Annotated in this window: 20 protein-coding genes; 11 read left to right on the forward strand and 9 right to left on the reverse strand. The window is 55.6% G+C overall.

What is annotated here, in order from left to right:
* Positions 1 to 12 precede the first annotated feature (12 nt).
* The gene (locus VY86_RS24645) at positions 13 to 291 is read left to right on the forward strand and encodes a hypothetical protein (RefSeq protein ID WP_158019932.1); all 279 of its coding nucleotides are present in this window, start codon (positions 13 to 15) and stop codon (positions 289 to 291) included.
* Here the strand turns inward: VY86_RS24645 and xerC (VY86_RS09720) are convergent.
* Entirely contained in the window at positions 223 to 1,224 is a 1,002-nt protein-coding gene (gene xerC, locus VY86_RS09720) for a site-specific tyrosine recombinase XerC (RefSeq protein ID WP_046976652.1), read from the reverse strand. The two genes, VY86_RS24645 and xerC (VY86_RS09720), sit on opposite strands and share 69 nt — an antisense overlap.
* Positions 1,225 to 1,970: 746 nt before the next feature.
* Entirely contained in the window at positions 1,971 to 4,883 is a 2,913-nt protein-coding gene (locus VY86_RS09725; protein WP_046973911.1) for a CHC2 zinc finger domain-containing protein, read from the reverse strand.
* 121 nt (positions 4,884 to 5,004) lie between these two features.
* On the opposite strand from VY86_RS09725, the gene VY86_RS09730 reads away from it, so the two are divergent.
* From VY86_RS09730 to VY86_RS09740, 3 genes are all read left to right on the forward strand, one after another.
* Positions 5,005 to 5,409 (forward strand): helix-turn-helix domain-containing protein, encoded by a 405-nt coding sequence (locus VY86_RS09730; protein ID WP_046973910.1) that lies wholly within the window; start codon positions 5,005 to 5,007, stop codon positions 5,407 to 5,409.
* 73 nt (positions 5,410 to 5,482) lie between these two features.
* The gene (locus VY86_RS09735) at positions 5,483 to 5,803 is read left to right on the forward strand and encodes a SymE family type I addiction module toxin (RefSeq protein WP_046974812.1); all 321 of its coding nucleotides are present in this window, start codon (positions 5,483 to 5,485) and stop codon (positions 5,801 to 5,803) included.
* A 14-nt stretch (positions 5,804 to 5,817) separates the two neighbouring features.
* Positions 5,818 to 6,015 (forward strand): DUF7706 family protein, encoded by a 198-nt coding sequence (locus VY86_RS09740; protein ID WP_046974813.1) that lies wholly within the window; start codon positions 5,818 to 5,820, stop codon positions 6,013 to 6,015.
* 47 nt (positions 6,016 to 6,062) lie between these two features.
* Here the strand turns inward: VY86_RS09740 and VY86_RS09745 are convergent, their stop codons facing one another.
* Positions 6,063 to 6,458: an Imm50 family immunity protein gene (locus tag VY86_RS09745; protein WP_046974814.1), complete on the reverse strand. Its 396-nt coding sequence runs from the start codon at positions 6,456 to 6,458 to the stop codon at positions 6,063 to 6,065.
* Positions 6,459 to 6,467: 9 nt separating this feature from the next.
* Positions 6,468 to 6,740: an HNH/endonuclease VII fold putative polymorphic toxin gene (locus tag VY86_RS09750; RefSeq protein ID WP_238591652.1), complete on the reverse strand. Its 273-nt coding sequence runs from the start codon at positions 6,738 to 6,740 to the stop codon at positions 6,468 to 6,470.
* A gap of 251 nt (positions 6,741 to 6,991) precedes the next feature.
* Between VY86_RS09750 and VY86_RS24650 the strand changes: the two genes are divergently transcribed.
* The gene (locus VY86_RS24650; RefSeq protein WP_158019888.1) at positions 6,992 to 7,135 is read left to right on the forward strand and encodes a hypothetical protein; all 144 of its coding nucleotides are present in this window, start codon (positions 6,992 to 6,994) and stop codon (positions 7,133 to 7,135) included.
* 425 nt (positions 7,136 to 7,560) lie between these two features.
* Positions 7,561 to 7,881: a hypothetical protein gene (locus tag VY86_RS24655; protein ID WP_158019933.1), complete on the forward strand. Its 321-nt coding sequence runs from the start codon at positions 7,561 to 7,563 to the stop codon at positions 7,879 to 7,881.
* Here the strand turns inward: VY86_RS24655 and xerC (VY86_RS09765) are convergent.
* A complete protein-coding gene (gene xerC, locus VY86_RS09765; protein WP_046976652.1) occupies positions 7,813 to 8,814 on the reverse strand; it encodes a site-specific tyrosine recombinase XerC in 1,002 nt (333 codons plus the stop codon). The genes VY86_RS24655 and xerC (VY86_RS09765) overlap by 69 nt on opposite strands.
* A gap of 746 nt (positions 8,815 to 9,560) precedes the next feature.
* Positions 9,561 to 12,473 carry a CHC2 zinc finger domain-containing protein gene (locus tag VY86_RS09770; protein ID WP_046974817.1) on the reverse strand — a complete coding sequence of 971 codons (2,913 nt, stop codon included), beginning with the start codon at positions 12,471 to 12,473 and terminating at the stop codon, positions 9,561 to 9,563.
* Positions 12,474 to 12,594: 121 nt separating this feature from the next.
* On the opposite strand from VY86_RS09770, the gene VY86_RS09775 reads away from it, so the two are divergent.
* From VY86_RS09775 to VY86_RS09785, 3 genes are all read left to right on the forward strand, one after another.
* Complete coding sequence (locus tag VY86_RS09775; RefSeq protein WP_046973910.1) at positions 12,595 to 12,999, forward strand: helix-turn-helix domain-containing protein; 405 nt, start codon at positions 12,595 to 12,597, stop codon at positions 12,997 to 12,999.
* A 73-nt stretch (positions 13,000 to 13,072) separates the two neighbouring features.
* Positions 13,073 to 13,393, forward strand: coding sequence for a SymE family type I addiction module toxin (locus VY86_RS09780; protein ID WP_046974812.1), 321 nt, complete (start codon positions 13,073 to 13,075; stop codon positions 13,391 to 13,393).
* A gap of 14 nt (positions 13,394 to 13,407) precedes the next feature.
* Positions 13,408 to 13,605, forward strand: coding sequence for a DUF7706 family protein (locus VY86_RS09785; RefSeq protein ID WP_046974813.1), 198 nt, complete (start codon positions 13,408 to 13,410; stop codon positions 13,603 to 13,605).
* 47 nt (positions 13,606 to 13,652) lie between these two features.
* Here the strand turns inward: VY86_RS09785 and VY86_RS09790 are convergent, their stop codons facing one another.
* Both VY86_RS09790 and VY86_RS09795 read right to left on the reverse strand, forming a co-directional pair.
* Complete coding sequence (locus VY86_RS09790; protein WP_046974814.1) at positions 13,653 to 14,048, reverse strand: Imm50 family immunity protein; 396 nt, start codon at positions 14,046 to 14,048, stop codon at positions 13,653 to 13,655.
* Positions 14,049 to 14,057: 9 nt separating this feature from the next.
* Positions 14,058 to 14,330, reverse strand: a complete 273-nt coding sequence (locus VY86_RS09795; RefSeq protein ID WP_238591652.1) for an HNH/endonuclease VII fold putative polymorphic toxin — start codon at positions 14,328 to 14,330, stop codon at positions 14,058 to 14,060.
* Between the two features lie 251 nt (positions 14,331 to 14,581).
* On the opposite strand from VY86_RS09795, the gene VY86_RS24660 reads away from it, so the two are divergent.
* Complete coding sequence (locus tag VY86_RS24660) at positions 14,582 to 14,725, forward strand: hypothetical protein (protein ID WP_158019888.1); 144 nt, start codon at positions 14,582 to 14,584, stop codon at positions 14,723 to 14,725.
* Between the two features lie 425 nt (positions 14,726 to 15,150).
* Complete coding sequence (locus VY86_RS24665) at positions 15,151 to 15,372, forward strand: hypothetical protein (RefSeq protein ID WP_158019934.1); 222 nt, start codon at positions 15,151 to 15,153, stop codon at positions 15,370 to 15,372.
* Positions 15,373 to 15,402: 30 nt separating this feature from the next.
* On the opposite strand, the gene xerC (VY86_RS09810) is transcribed toward VY86_RS24665, so the two are convergent.
* Entirely contained in the window at positions 15,403 to 16,434 is a 1,032-nt protein-coding gene (xerC, locus tag VY86_RS09810; protein ID WP_046974818.1) for a site-specific tyrosine recombinase XerC, read from the reverse strand.
* Positions 16,435 to 16,675: the final 241 nt, after the last annotated feature.

The raw sequence follows: 16,675 nt of genomic DNA on the forward strand, positions 1-16,675 counted from the left end.
CCATTTTGCATAATGCCACATTATGTTGAATGGCGGCTGACCGGCAACGATTGTCACCGAGAACGCCGATGTTCAGCGCCGGGCGGCCGGCATTTACTGCCGGGCACTCAGAAGGTGGGCAGGCAGTCTGTGCGCAGGGACGCGCGCAGTCTGCCTTTCACTGCACCCCACGCGCTCACAGGGAACCGGCTAACATTAAGATTGTCCGGCAACACAGCGCGTTCAGACCGGCTTCGGGCTGTCCGGCTTGTCACTCTCCGCCTGCTTATCGTCTGGCGTTGCCTGCTTTGACTGCCGTTCTGCCGGGTGGGTCTGCTCATGCACTTGCTTTAAGTGACCGATGGCCACCCGCGTATAGATTTGCGTCGTCTCCAGTTTCTCATGCCCCAGTATCGCCTGGATGTGCCGGGTGTCCGCGCCGTTCTCCAGCATCTGGGTTGCCATTGAGTGGCGGAACAGATGACAGGCCCCCGGTTTAGTCAGTTGCGCCTGTTTACGGATGCTGTCGGCGGCTATCCAGGTTAACGTGCCCTTTGCCAGTCCCCGGCCTTTCCTGGTGATAAACAGGTGTCCACTGTCACCCCGCCGCGTTAACTCGGGCCGGACGCTGAGCCAGCGGCTTAACCAGTGCAGCGCCTGTTCGCCGATGGGCACCACCCTATCTTTACGGCCTTTACCCTGTCTGACCAGCACCACCCCGCGCCCGAAGTCCACCTCGCTTAACAGCAGGTTGGCTACTTCCATCCGCCGGATACCGGTACTCCACAGTACTTCAAGGATAGCGCGATTTCTCAGCCCGGTTGGGGTGTTGATATCCGTTGCGGCTAAGACCGTGTGGGTTTCGTCTTCATTCATCACCTGTGCTGGCAGCCGTTTTTCTTCTCTTGGCAATACCATGTTATCCGTCGGGTTATACAGGATATGGTGACGTTGCAACAGCCAGCGGAACCACTGACGTAAGACACTCAGGCGGTCCCGCTGACTGCCCGGGCTGTAGGGCTGGCCGTTCGCTTTACGGGCGCTTCTCAGCCAGCGCTGGTAACTTTCCAGTAACGGCAGGCTGACCTGCGGTGCCGTCATCACGCCACGCGCTTCGCACCAGTTGACGAACGGCAACAGCCGCTCTTCATAGGACTCTTGTGTCCGTTCGCTTAAGCCCTGTCCTCGTACGGCTTCCAGCCAGGCGGCCAGATGCTGGCGTAAAGTGGCGAAGCGGGCTGGGATGGCGTCGGGTTGACCGTGGGTCTCCGTCACCGAGGGACGTTTTTTTCTGTCTGGTGAGGCGAGGGTTGCCGCCGGGCTGGTCGGGATAGCGTGCTGTTGCTGCAACCAGTCGAACCACAGGCGTAAGGCCCGCAGGCGTCGGCGCTGACTGTCCGGCGGGTAGGGCTGGCCGTTGGCCTTGCGGTATTGGGTCAGATACTGCTGCCAGTTTGCCAGTAACGGCCCGGTGACCTGAGCGGCGGATATTACGCCCTGTTCCTCGCACCAGCTGACGAACGGCGACAGCCGTTCATGACGGGCGGACTGGCTCTTTTGACTCGCCCCCTGCAACAGCAGGTTATCCAGATACGCCTCCAGATGCTGGCGCAGGGTCAGCCGGGCAGGTTCAGATTGACGTTTAACGGGTGATGACATGATGGGATTTCCTGTAGAGAACAGCGGTTAGTGTTATCAGTGTGTGATACATCACTACGGTACGATGGCTTGATTCTTAAGTGGCCGGAACAGTCCTTTTCTGTCTGCCCAGACTTGCGAGTCATTCAGCCCTTTGCTACTGCGGCTTGCAGCCGGTTTTGGCGAACCAGACTTGACCCCGACTTGGGGCAGACTTGACCCTGACTTGCCTTCATTTGAGCCAGACTTGCACCCGTCATATTCACGCTTTCCTTTATCCGGCTTTCGGGTTCGTTGATGAAGGGACAGTACGGTACGACGGCCTGATTTTTAGGGGGCCGGAACAGTCCTTTTCAGGCTCGCCCGACTTGCGAACCGTTCAGCCCTTTGTCACTGTGGCTTGCAGCCGGTTTTGGCGAGCCAGACTTGGCCCTGACTTGGGGCAGACTTGACCCCGACTTGCTTTCATCCGGGCCAGACTTGCATGAGTCATATACACTATTGGCAGCCTGATTTTCCGGTTCAATCAGACCGCACAGGTGGGCTTCCTCCGCTTTATCGCCATTCCAGAGCAGTTCATATTGCAACAGATGGCCGCGACTGCCGCCGTGTGTCAGCAGGTATTCCATGTCACTCAGGCGCTGACAGTGGAGTTTAAGCTGGCTGTCACTCCAGTGGGTATAACTGCGGATATCCCGGCGGGTAAAGCGGATATCTTTCACCGGGCGTTGTTGCGCTGCCGCCGTCTCTTTCACCATTTGCTGTATCAGCAGCAACAGTTTCCTTGTCTGGGGCGGCATCTCATCCAGCGTGCGGCCTAATATCTCGTGGGCCAGCCGGTTTGCTAAGCGAATATCGTCTTTGGTCACCTCGATATATTCAAGCCGTTTGCCCCGGTGTTCCGCGGTCTTCACCTCGCGCTGGTGCTGATGCAGCAGGGCGATACTTTGTATCAGGGTGAGATATTTCATGTGGTCGCGTCGGGTGCGGGTTTTATCGCTCATGAACGTTAACTGTGAGGCATAAGGGTTAACCACATTCAGCGGGCGCAACAGCCGCTGGGCGTTTTGATGCAGTTCGGTGATATATGCCTTTTCATTCTCGGCCAGTAGACCTTCCAGCGTTTGTTTATGGCGCTGCAAGGCGTGGATAGCTTCGGTCTGCTCCCGCGATTCGTTTACCGTCAGCACCAGACAGCGGTTTAACAGCTCTTCATCGACATCTATCGCGGTGGTGGTGAGCATCAGCATCACCGGCCCTTTCACCGTGTACTGTTTGGTGACCAGATTCCCGCTGGCATCGTCTTTACCGGTACTGGCAATGGTCAGTTCGCCGTCGCTTTGCAACAGTTTGAGCGCATAGGCGGCCTGCCTGACGCCTTCCTCTTCGGCAATGGCTAAGATTTTATGCTGGAGATTGGTTTCCCCCAGATAGAACAGACTCTGGCCGGTCATGGCGCTGTATTGCAGCCGTTCTTCTTCCGGTATCAGATTGAGTACCGCATCCATTAAGCTGCTTTTCCCTGCCGCCGAACTGCTTTGTATCAGCACGGCCAGCGGACGGTCCAGCTTGCGACTGACGGCGGCTAAGTAACCGGCCAGCAGGTTAGTGGATTCGCCCACCACGCCACAGGCGGCTAAGTCAACGGTGACGCGCTCACTCAGTTGGGGGTCTTGCAGCAGTGCCAGCGCCGCTGCCCGCTGGTCCTCGCTCAGTTCGGGAACCGGCGGGGTTTCAGTTTGTTCACTGACACCGGCCTGTTGACACTGTTCCAGTACCAGCAACACCTGCCCCAGTGCCCGGCGCAGGTCACCTTCGGCCAGTCCCAGTTCGGTAGCGGCCAGTCGCGCATACCCGCTCCGGCTGCGGGCGCTCATCATGTCCACGCTGTCGGCGAACATCACGCCGCTGTCGGTATCAACCACCTGAACATTGACTTTCATCACTGCCGCCCCGGCTTTCACCTGTGACAGGCCCCGGATACCCCACTGTTGTGTGCCCAGCGTGAGGGATATCTCGCCGTTAGCGCCGGTTTCCCAGACCACATTGGGCATTGACGGCAACGCAGCTATCCCGGCGGCTAAGGTGCTGACCGTTTCCGGCACCGGAACCGGCTGATGTTCAGCCAGTGCGGCCCGCTCTGTGGCGGTGGTTGTCTGTATTTCCGCCGCCGCCTGCATCGGCACGGCACTGTCGAGCAGCAACCCGAAGGCCCGTTCCGGCTCGGCGACCTGACACAGATAGCCGTTGGCGTCCATGCCTTCGGGGAACCCCACCCGGAACACGGTGAGGCCGTCGGCAGTCAGTTCGGCGGCCAGTTTTACCGCCGCCTCATTGCCTGCCGGATCGTTGTCGTAGGCGATCAAGACCTGTTTAACGCCATGCCGCCGGAACGCCTGCCGCATCTCATCGGTGAAGCCGTTCACCCCATACGCGGCGGTGACATGGCGGTGACCGGCCACCCAGAATGACAGGGCGTCGATCAACGATTCGCAGAGGATGACCGCCCCTGAACTGATCAGCGCCGGCTCATTCCATATCCCGCCATGTGCGCCGGGAAGGTACAGATGCAGTGGCGTTCCGCTGCGTAAGCGGTCGGTGATTTTGCGCCCGTAGATCTCGCGGATCTGACCGTTCGGGTCGATAACCGGTATCACCAGCGAACCGGTAAAGTGTTCGTGTCCACTGTCGCGCATAATCCCCACGGCCCGAAGACGGGCGCGGATCTGTGCGCCGGCCTGCACGGCCTTGATGGGCAGGCGATAGGCTAACGTGCGGTTGGCAAAGCCCAGTTTAAACCGGGCGACTAATTCCGGGTGGTTGAGCCGGCGTTTTTCCAGATAAGCCAGGGCTTCGGGGGCATTCAGCAGCGTATGATGGTAGAACCCGACGACCCGACTGAGCAGCGCCTGCCGTCCGGCGTCATTATCGGCCAGCATGGCCGGTTCATCCGGTTGCACCAGCGGGGCCACAGAGGGGTTATCTCCCAGTATCCCGCGCAACTGTTCCACGGCCCGGCGCAGACTTAAGCCCCTGGTTTTCATTACCCAGTCCAGCACGGAGCCGCCGGCGTCACAGCCAAAACAGTGATAGAGATTTTTTGCCGGTGAGATAACCATTGACGGGGTTTTCTCCTGATGGAACGGGCACAGCAGCACGTAATCTTTGCCGCGTTTAAAGAGCTGTCGCCCCTGTTGCTCCACCACGGCCACTAAGGAGACAGCGGCTTTCAGGTGCTGTAATTCTGCGTCGGGTATCCGTGCCATGTTGTTGACTCCTAAATCCTGTCAAGATTTAAATTGACTCTTAATTGGATTTATTTATAATCCTTTTAGGAGTTACTTGCAACCCCTAATTCAGACAAGCCCTTACACTAACGGAGTCACTATGCAAACAGAGTTTTTGATTATGCAAAATGCTGAACTCCGCAAAGAATTTGGGGTACGTCTCAAGGCGCTACGTAAGCAGAAGGGATGGCCTCAGAAAGAACTGGCTGGGAAAGTTGAGATCCGTTTTCAACAACTGAACAAGTACGAGAGCGGACTTAACATACCTCCCGCTGAGATGATGGTTAAGCTGGCTGATGTGTTAGGGGTCACGGTGGATTATCTGCTGACAGGCAATCCTGTTGAAGATTCACCGTTGGCTAACTCTCGATTATTTAGGCGTTTTCAGGTTCTGGAACAACTGGCACAGGAAGATCAGGAAACAGTTATCAAGATCATTGATGCCATGATTGCCAAGCAACGTATGGAGTCTGCATTGCTGCCCGTTGATGAACCGGAGGGATAAAAATAGCGCGGCGCTGATGTGTTGAGACCACACCAACGCCGCTCACCACAAGCAACTAAAAGAGGTAGTTACTATGGCTAAGGCGCATTCTAAAGCAGAAGCAGCGATAAATAAAGCTGTGAAAACAGAACGTTATTACACGGTGGGCTATGTGCCGAACGGGAACAGAGTCAACAACGCCACACCGGCGATACATCTGAAGGGGCAGTGGCTGAGACAGGCGGGGTTTAATACTGGCGGCCAGATTACGGTGAAGGTGATGGATGGCTGTTTGGTGCTGATCCCTGACAGTGAAGCTACCCAACAACAGCATCGGCAGTACCAGCGGCAACAGGCCCAACTGCGGGAGATTAAGCAGCAGATGCGGGCGCTGATAACCGGTTTTGCGGGTTAAGGGGAGAACATGAGATGACAATAGCGATTGAACATTTACAGGACATTCAGTTAACCCACCTTGAAGCGCTGGCCCTGGCTCAACTGGTTAAGCGGCTGAACTGGGCGGAGATACGCGCCTGTGCCGTGAATGACGAGGAAGCGTATCAGATTAGGGATGCGATCTCTAAGCTTCAATCCGCTCTGGCTTACCGTGGGTATGCACCACGGTAGATCATGAAAAGGCCGGAAGATCTTAGGAATCTTCCGGCCTTATTCATTTATTTAATATAATAGGCAGATATTGAAGTTATATCTAAAAAACTTGATTCTATATTAAGTGATAGTTTTTTACTTTCAATATTCAAATTAATTAATCCATTATTTTTACCTATTTTTATATCTGCAATATAACTTGTTCCAGTCCAACCCTTTAAATTAACATCCTTTATATCTAATAAAGTCAACTGAGCTTGAACGGTATTAAAATTTTGTCCAACCCATTTTTTAGGTGGATTATTTGGATATAACTTAAAGTTAAATCGCAAAGTTACTTTTGGGCCATCTCTATGAAAAAGAATTTCATGTATATCAACACAGTCAAGAGAAGGTAGTTCATCAGTGTATATTGAACAGATCTTCCTTTTATCAATTAAAAAGTCAGTCCAGAAAGACATGTTTTCCCCTTAAAATGAATAGTGTTCAAGAGTTCCGGCAACACTACCGTTTCGTGTGTCACCAATTGGCCTCACATTAAAATGTGGCCCTTGATTACCTGGTGTTCCTGGAGGTCCATATATATGGCCTGGAGAATGATCTTGAATAACAATATTTTCTCTATTTGGGCGAGTAAATGTGTACTCTCTAGTTTTTATAGGTAAATGATTTTCACCTAAAATATTTCTACCATTACGATCCGTTAAAGGAACTAATTCGACATGTGAAGGTTGTTGGACCATTGGTATTCCTGCGTCTTTTTTCGCAGCTCTGAGCGCCGCTTTTCTGGAATTAAATTGGGCATTACACCCAGCAAGACCCAGCGGATCTATCCACGACACCGGATTAGGCACGTACGCATACAGGTTCAGACCCCCTGCCAAGCCAATCGGGTCTTAGGGACTATCCCGACGCCATCATACAGTTTAGCGGACCTTTCCCCCTGATTTAGCAGCCTTTTTCTCCACCGTTTTTTCCCACCCTGTTAAAGAACATGCCAACTGGCCCCGACGGGCACTTTCCCGATGTTAGCGCATTTTTTCCCCGACGTCAGCGCCGGGTTTCGCCCCGCTTTGCCTGCCGGAACCGGGTTTTATTGGGAACCCGTGGCGGCGGTGCAGCTTGTCTGCGCCGCTGACGCGGGTTGGCCGGGTGCGGGCCGGCGAGGCCCGCAGGTGACGCTGTTCAGCAGGGAAGCCCCTGGGGGCTGCACGGGGCGGAGATGGCGAGCACGGGGACGAGCAACGAAGCGCAGCGCAGTGCGAGCCGCGCGCAGCCAGTGCAGCGGGGTTGGGGCGGGGGCAATAAACCGCGGCCAGCTTGCTGGCCTGCCTTCCGGGCTGTTGACCTTAACGGACTGACTGACAACGGTTTAAGGCAGATTTTTGCCTCGGAGCCGCCAGGGAGGGCGGCGACTGCGGCGGTGGGTTTTGGCACCGCGGCTGACAGCAGCGGGCGCAGCCCGGTGCGCCTCTGGGGCTGAGAAGCTCAACCCGGCGGCCAGCCGCTCACCGTTGTTGAGGTGGCCGCGCAGCGCCCTGCGGTGGGCGGCGCCGACATAATGTGCCGTTAAGCGTTGTGGGCCGTGCAGGCCCATTTCGCTTAATGCCACATTATGTTGAATGGCGGCTGACCGGCAACGATTGTCACCGAGAACGCCGATGTTCAGCGCCGGGCGGCCGGCATTTACTGCCGGGCACTCAGAAGGTGGGCAGGCAGTCTGTGCGCAGGGACGCGCGCAGTCTGCCTTTCACTGCACCCCACGCGCTCACAGGGAACCGGCTAACATTAAGATTGTCCGGCAACACAGCGCGTTCAGACCGGCTTCGGGCTGTCCGGCTTGTCACTCTCCGCCTGCTTATCGTCTGGCGTTGCCTGCTTTGACTGCCGTTCTGCCGGGTGGGTCTGCTCATGCACTTGCTTTAAGTGACCGATGGCCACCCGCGTATAGATTTGCGTCGTCTCCAGTTTCTCATGCCCCAGTATCGCCTGGATGTGCCGGGTGTCCGCGCCGTTCTCCAGCATCTGGGTTGCCATTGAGTGGCGGAACAGATGACAGGCCCCCGGTTTAGTCAGTTGCGCCTGTTTACGGATGCTGTCGGCGGCTATCCAGGTTAACGTGCCCTTTGCCAGTCCCCGGCCTTTCCTGGTGATAAACAGGTGTCCACTGTCACCCCGCCGCGTTAACTCGGGCCGGACGCTGAGCCAGCGGCTTAACCAGTGCAGCGCCTGTTCGCCGATGGGCACCACCCTATCTTTACGGCCTTTACCCTGTCTGACCAGCACCACCCCGCGCCCGAAGTCCACCTCGCTTAACAGCAGGTTGGCTACTTCCATCCGCCGGATACCGGTACTCCACAGTACTTCAAGGATAGCGCGATTTCTCAGCCCGGTTGGGGTGTTGATATCCGTTGCGGCTAAGACCGTGTGGGTTTCGTCTTCATTCATCACCTGTGCTGGCAGCCGTTTTTCTTCTCTTGGCAATACCATGTTATCCGTCGGGTTATACAGGATATGGTGACGTTGCAACAGCCAGCGGAACCACTGACGTAAGACACTCAGGCGGTCCCGCTGACTGCCCGGGCTGTAGGGCTGGCCGTTCGCTTTACGGGCGCTTCTCAGCCAGCGCTGGTAACTTTCCAGTAACGGCAGGCTGACCTGCGGTGCCGTCATCACGCCACGCGCTTCGCACCAGTTGACGAACGGCAACAGCCGCTCTTCATAGGACTCTTGTGTCCGTTCGCTTAAGCCCTGTCCTCGTACGGCTTCCAGCCAGGCGGCCAGATGCTGGCGTAAAGTGGCGAAGCGGGCTGGGATGGCGTCGGGTTGACCGTGGGTCTCCGTCACCGAGGGACGTTTTTTTCTGTCTGGTGAGGCGAGGGTTGCCGCCGGGCTGGTCGGGATAGCGTGCTGTTGCTGCAACCAGTCGAACCACAGGCGTAAGGCCCGCAGGCGTCGGCGCTGACTGTCCGGCGGGTAGGGCTGGCCGTTGGCCTTGCGGTATTGGGTCAGATACTGCTGCCAGTTTGCCAGTAACGGCCCGGTGACCTGAGCGGCGGATATTACGCCCTGTTCCTCGCACCAGCTGACGAACGGCGACAGCCGTTCATGACGGGCGGACTGGCTCTTTTGACTCGCCCCCTGCAACAGCAGGTTATCCAGATACGCCTCCAGATGCTGGCGCAGGGTCAGCCGGGCAGGTTCAGATTGACGTTTAACGGGTGATGACATGATGGGATTTCCTGTAGAGAACAGCGGTTAGTGTTATCAGTGTGTGATACATCACTACGGTACGATGGCTTGATTCTTAAGTGGCCGGAACAGTCCTTTTCTGTCTGCCCAGACTTGCGAGTCATTCAGCCCTTTGCTACTGCGGCTTGCAGCCGGTTTTGGCGAACCAGACTTGACCCCGACTTGGGGCAGACTTGACCCTGACTTGCCTTCATTTGAGCCAGACTTGCACCCGTCATATTCACGCTTTCCTTTATCCGGCTTTCGGGTTCGTTGATGAAGGGACAGTACGGTACGACGGCCTGATTTTTAGGGGGCCGGAACAGTCCTTTTCAGGCTCGCCCGACTTGCGAACCGTTCAGCCCTTTGTCACTGTGGCTTGCAGCCGGTTTTGGCGAGCCAGACTTGGCCCTGACTTGGGGCAGACTTGACCCCGACTTGCTTTCATCCGGGCCAGACTTGCATGAGTCATATACACTATTGGCAGCCTGATTTTCCGGTTCAATCAGACCGCACAGGTGGGCTTCCTCCGCTTTATCGCCATTCCAGAGCAGTTCATATTGCAACAGATGGCCGCGACTGCCGCCGTGTGTCAGCAGGTATTCCATGTCACTCAGGCGCTGACAGTGGAGTTTAAGCTGGCTGTCACTCCAGTGGGTATAACTGCGGATATCCCGGCGGGTAAAGCGGATATCTTTCACCGGGCGTTGTTGCGCTGCCGCCGTCTCTTTCACCATTTGCTGTATCAGCAGCAACAGTTTCCTTGTCTGGGGCGGCATCTCATCCAGCGTGCGGCCTAATATCTCGTGGGCCAGCCGGTTTGCTAAGCGAATATCGTCTTTGGTCACCTCGATATATTCAAGCCGTTTGCCCCGGTGTTCCGCGGTCTTCACCTCGCGCTGGTGCTGATGCAGCAGGGCGATACTTTGTATCAGGGTGAGATATTTCATGTGGTCGCGTCGGGTGCGGGTTTTATCGCTCATGAACGTTAACTGTGAGGCATAAGGGTTAACCACATTCAGCGGGCGCAACAGCCGCTGGGCGTTTTGATGCAGTTCGGTGATATATGCCTTTTCATTCTCGGCCAGTAGACCTTCCAGCGTTTGTTTATGGCGCTGCAAGGCGTGGATAGCTTCGGTCTGCTCCCGCGATTCGTTTACCGTCAGCACCAGACAGCGGTTTAACAGCTCTTCATCGACATCTATCGCGGTGGTGGTGAGCATCAGCATCACCGGCCCTTTCACCGTGTACTGTTTGGTGACCAGATTCCCGCTGGCATCGTCTTTACCGGTACTGGCAATGGTCAGTTCGCCGTCGCTTTGCAACAGTTTGAGCGCATAGGCGGCCTGCCTGACGCCTTCCTCTTCGGCAATGGCTAAGATTTTATGCTGGAGATTGGTTTCCCCCAGATAGAACAGACTCTGGCCGGTCATGGCGCTGTATTGCAGCCGTTCTTCTTCCGGTATCAGATTGAGTACCGCATCCATTAAGCTGCTTTTCCCTGCCGCCGAACTGCTTTGTATCAGCACGGCCAGCGGACGGTCCAGCTTGCGACTGACGGCGGCTAAGTAACCGGCCAGCAGGTTAGTGGATTCGCCCACCACGCCACAGGCGGCTAAGTCAACGGTGACGCGCTCACTCAGTTGGGGGTCTTGCAGCAGTGCCAGCGCCGCTGCCCGCTGGTCCTCGCTCAGTTCGGGAACCGGCGGGGTTTCAGTTTGTTCACTGACACCGGCCTGTTGACACTGTTCCAGTACCAGCAACACCTGCCCCAGTGCCCGGCGCAGGTCACCTTCGGCCAGTCCCAGTTCGGTAGCGGCCAGTCGCGCATACCCGCTCCGGCTGCGGGCGCTCATCATGTCCACGCTGTCGGCGAACATCACGCCGCTGTCGGTATCAACCACCTGAACATTGACTTTCATCACTGCCGCCCCGGCTTTCACCTGTGACAGGCCCCGGATACCCCACTGTTGTGTGCCCAGCGTGAGGGATATCTCGCCGTTAGCGCCGGTTTCCCAGACCACATTGGGCATTGACGGCAACGCAGCTATCCCGGCGGCTAAGGTGCTGACCGTTTCCGGCACCGGAACCGGCTGATGTTCAGCCAGTGCGGCCCGCTCTGTGGCGGTGGTTGTCTGTATTTCCGCCGCCGCCTGCATCGGCACGGCACTGTCGAGCAGCAACCCGAAGGCCCGTTCCGGCTCGGCGACCTGACACAGATAGCCGTTGGCGTCCATGCCTTCGGGGAACCCCACCCGGAACACGGTGAGGCCGTCGGCAGTCAGTTCGGCGGCCAGTTTTACCGCCGCCTCATTGCCTGCCGGATCGTTGTCGTAGGCGATCAAGACCTGTTTAACGCCATGCCGCCGGAACGCCTGCCGCATCTCATCGGTGAAGCCGTTCACCCCATAGGCGGCGGTGACATGGCGGTGACCGGCCACCCAGAACGACAGGGCGTCGATCAGGGATTCACAGAGGATGACCGTCCCTGAACTGATCAGCGCCGGCTCATTCCATATCCCGCCATGTGCGCCGGGAAGGTACAGATGCAGCGGCGTTCCTTTACGTAAACGGTCGGTGATTTTGCGCCCGTAGATCTCGCGGATCTGGCCGTTCGGGTCGATAACCGGTATCACCAGCGAACCGGTAAAGTGCTCGTGCCCGCTGTCGCGCATCAGCCCCACGGCCCGAAGACGGGCGCGGATCTGTGCGCCGGCCTGCACCGCCTTGATGGGCAGGCGATAGGCTAACGTGCGGTTGGCAAAGCCCAGTTTAAACTGGGCGACTAATTCCGGGTGGTTGAGCCGCCGTTTTGCCAGATAATCCAGGGCTTCGGGGGCATTCAACAGCGTATGATGGTAGAACCCGACGACCCGACTGAGCAGCGCCTGCCGTCCGGCGTCATCATCGGCCAGCATGGCGGGTTCATCCGGTTGCACCAGCGGGGCCACCGAGGGGTTATCTCCCAGTATCCCGCGCAACTGTTCCACGGCCCGGCGCAGACTTAAGCCTTTGGTTTTCATTACCCAGTCCAGCACGGAGCCGCCGGCATCACAGCCAAAACAGTGATAAAGATTTTTTGCCGGTGAGATAACCATTGACGGGGTTTTCTCTTCATGGAACGGGCACAGCAGCACGTAATCTTTGCCGCGTTTAAAGAGCTGTCGCCCCTGTTGCTCCACCACGGCGACTAAGGAGACGGCGGCTTTCAGGTGCTGTAATTCTGCGTCGGGTATCCGTGCCATGTTGTTGACTCCTAAATCCTGTCAAGATTTAAATTGACTCTTAATTGGATTTATTTATAATCCTTTTAGGAGTTACTTGCAACCCCTAATTCAGACAAGCCCTTACACTAACGGAGTCACTATGCAAACAGAGTTTTTGATTATGCAAAATGCTGAACTCCGCAAAGAATTTGGGGTACGTCTCAAGGCGCTACGTAAGCAGAAGGGATGGCCTCAGAAAGAACTGGCTGGGAAAGTTGAGATCCGTTTTCAACAACTGAACAAGTACGAGAGCGGACTTAACATACCTCCCGCTGAGATGATGGTTAAGCTGGCTGATGTGTTAGGGGTCACGGTGGATTATCTGCTGACAGGCAATCCTGTTGAAGATTCACCGTTGGCTAACTCTCGATTATTTAGGCGTTTTCAGGTTCTGGAACAACTGGCACAGGAAGATCAGGAAACAGTTATCAAGATCATTGATGCCATGATTGCCAAGCAACGTATGGAGTCTGCATTGCTGCCCGTTGATGAACCGGAGGGATAAAAATAGCGCGGCGCTGATGTGTTGAGACCACACCAACGCCGCTCACCACAAGCAACTAAAAGAGGTAGTTACTATGGCTAAGGCGCATTCTAAAGCAGAAGCAGCGATAAATAAAGCTGTGAAAACAGAACGTTATTACACGGTGGGCTATGTGCCGAACGGGAACAGAGTCAACAACGCCACACCGGCGATACATCTGAAGGGGCAGTGGCTGAGACAGGCGGGGTTTAATACTGGCGGCCAGATTACGGTGAAGGTGATGGATGGCTGTTTGGTGCTGATCCCTGACAGTGAAGCTACCCAACAACAGCATCGGCAGTACCAGCGGCAACAGGCCCAACTGCGGGAGATTAAGCAGCAGATGCGGGCGCTGATAACCGGTTTTGCGGGTTAAGGGGAGAACATGAGATGACAATAGCGATTGAACATTTACAGGACATTCAGTTAACCCACCTTGAAGCGCTGGCCCTGGCTCAACTGGTTAAGCGGCTGAACTGGGCGGAGATACGCGCCTGTGCCGTGAATGACGAGGAAGCGTATCAGATTAGGGATGCGATCTCTAAGCTTCAATCCGCTCTGGCTTACCGTGGGTATGCACCACGGTAGATCATGAAAAGGCCGGAAGATCTTAGGAATCTTCCGGCCTTATTCATTTATTTAATATAATAGGCAGATATTGAAGTTATATCTAAAAAACTTGATTCTATATTAAGTGATAGTTTTTTACTTTCAATATTCAAATTAATTAATCCATTATTTTTACCTATTTTTATATCTGCAATATAACTTGTTCCAGTCCAACCCTTTAAATTAACATCCTTTATATCTAATAAAGTCAACTGAGCTTGAACGGTATTAAAATTTTGTCCAACCCATTTTTTAGGTGGATTATTTGGATATAACTTAAAGTTAAATCGCAAAGTTACTTTTGGGCCATCTCTATGAAAAAGAATTTCATGTATATCAACACAGTCAAGAGAAGGTAGTTCATCAGTGTATATTGAACAGATCTTCCTTTTATCAATTAAAAAGTCAGTCCAGAAAGACATGTTTTCCCCTTAAAATGAATAGTGTTCAAGAGTTCCGGCAACACTACCGTTTCGTGTGTCACCAATTGGCCTCACATTAAAATGTGGCCCTTGATTACCTGGTGTTCCTGGAGGTCCATATATATGGCCTGGAGAATGATCTTGAATAACAATATTTTCTCTATTTGGGCGAGTAAATGTGTACTCTCTAGTTTTTATAGGTAAATGATTTTCACCTAAAATATTTCTACCATTACGATCCGTTAAAGGAACTAATTCGACATGTGAAGGTTGTTGGACCATTGGTATTCCTGCGTCTTTTTTCGCAGCTCTGAGCGCCGCTTTTCTGGAATTAAATTGGGCATTACACCCAGCAAGACCCAGCGGATCTATCCACGACACCGGATTAGGCACGTACGCATACAGGTTCAGACCCCCTGCCAAGCCAATCGGGTCTTAGGGACTATCCCGACGCCATCATACAGTTTAGCGGACCTTTCCCCCTGATTTAGCAGCCTTTTTCTCCACCGTTTTTTCCCACCCTGTTAAAGAACATGCCAACTGGCCCCGACGGGCACTTTCCCGATGTTAGCGCATTTTTTCCCCGACGTCAGCGCCGGGTTTCGCCCCGCTTTGCCTGCCGGAACCGGGTTTTATTGGGAACCCGTGGCGGCGGTGCAGCTTGTCTGCGCCGCTGACGCGGGTTGGCCGGGTGCGGGCCGGCGAGGCCCGCAGGTGACGCTGTTCAGCAGGGAAGCCCCTGGGGGCTGCACGGGGCGGAGATGGCGAGCACGGGGACGAGCAACGAAGCGCAGCGCAGTGCGAGCCGCGCGCAGCCAGTGCAGCGGGGTTGGGGCGGGGGCAATAAACCGCGGCCAGCTTGCTGGCCTGCCTTCCGGGCTGTTGACCTTAACGGACTGACTGACAACGGTTTAAGGCAGATTTTTGCCTCGGAGCCGCCAGGGAGGGCGGCGACTGCGGCGGTGGGTTTTGGCACCGCGGCTGACAGCAGCGGGCGCAGCCCGGTGCGCCTCTGGGGCTGAGAAGCTCAACCCGGCGGCCAGCCGCTCACCGTTGTTGAGGTGGCCGCGCAGCGCCCTGCGGTGGGCGGCGCCGACATAATGTGCCGTTAAGCGTTGTGGGCCGTGCAGGCCCATTTCGCTTAATGCCACATTATGTTGAATGGCGGCTGACCGGCAACGAGAGTTGCAGAGGAAGACGAGGCTTAATGCCGGGCGGCCGTCATTTACCGCCGGCACTCAGCAGGTGGGCAGGCAGTCTGTGCGCAGGGATGCGCGCAGTCTGCCTTTCACTGCACCCCACACGCTCACAGGGAACCGGCTAACATCAAAGACTGTCCGGCAACACAGGGCGTTCAGTCCAACTTCGGGTTGGCCGGCTTATCACTCTCCGCCTGCGGGTTGTCTGACGGTGTTTTCTGTTCGGGCTTCCGTTCTGCCGGGTGCGTCTGCTCATGCACTTTCTTTAAGTGACCGATTGCCACCCGTGTATAGATTTGCGTGGTTTCCAGACTCGCATGCCCTAATATCGCCTGGATATGTCGGGTATCGGCCCCGTTGTCCAGCATTTGCGTGGCCATTGAATGTCGGAACAGGTGACAGGCCCCGGCTTTCTCCAGTTGCGCTTTTTGGCGAATACTGGCGCCCGTCAGTTGGGTGAGTCTGTCGCGTGACATCTGCCGGCCATTGAGGGTGATAAACAGGTGGCCGCTGTCATGGCGGTGGGCCAGTCGCGGCCGCACGCTGTCAAGGTAGCGTTGTAACCAGTGCAGGGCCTGTTCCCCGATGGGCACCACCCGGTCTTTACGGCCTTTGCCCTGTCTCACCAGCAGTACGCCGCGCCCGAAGTCGATGTCGCTTAACCGCAGATTGGACAGTTCCATCCGCCGGATACCGCTGCTCCACAGCACTTCGAGGATGGCCCGGTTTCTTAAGCCGGTCGGCCTGTTGATATCAATGGCCTGTAATACCGTCTGTGTTTCGTCCTCGCTTAGCACCTGAGCAGGCAGGCGTTTGTCTCTTCGGGGCAACACCAGTTCCTCGGCCGGGTTATACAGGATGTATTGGCGTTGTCGCAGCCAGCGGAACCAGACTCTGAGGTCACTCAGCCGTTTTGACTGTGTGCTCACGGCCAGCGTGTTGCCGTCGGCTTTACGATAGGCTCTCAGCCAGGACTGATAACTTTCCAGTAACGGCGGGCTGACTTGCGGGGCGGACATGACCCCCCGGGCCTCACACCAGTTAACGAACGGCAACAGCCGTTCCTGATAGCCGGTCAGCGTCCAGACGCTGTAGTGTCTGGCGGTCAGGCAATCCAGATAGGCTTTAAGCTGCTGGCGTAATGTGGTGAGATGAGCGGGGCGTGTAGAAGCGATGGTCTGAGTCATGACGGGGTTTCCTGTAAGGTACATGGATTGTTGTTATGGGGTAATCATTGACTACGATACGATGCGGTTTTTCTTTATTGCCTGCCGGAACAGTGCTTTTTCCTTTACCCCGACCGGTTTAGCGTCGGGGCCTTGTATAGCCTGCATTTGGGTGGATTTATACTGCCCGACCAGCCCACGACCTGCACCCGACAGGCGTGCGACCGTCTGAGTGATAACCCCGACCGGATGGAATCATACG

The sequence above is a fragment of the Photorhabdus thracensis genome (assembly GCF_001010285.1).
Lineage (GTDB): Bacteria > Pseudomonadota > Gammaproteobacteria > Enterobacterales > Enterobacteriaceae > Photorhabdus > Photorhabdus temperata.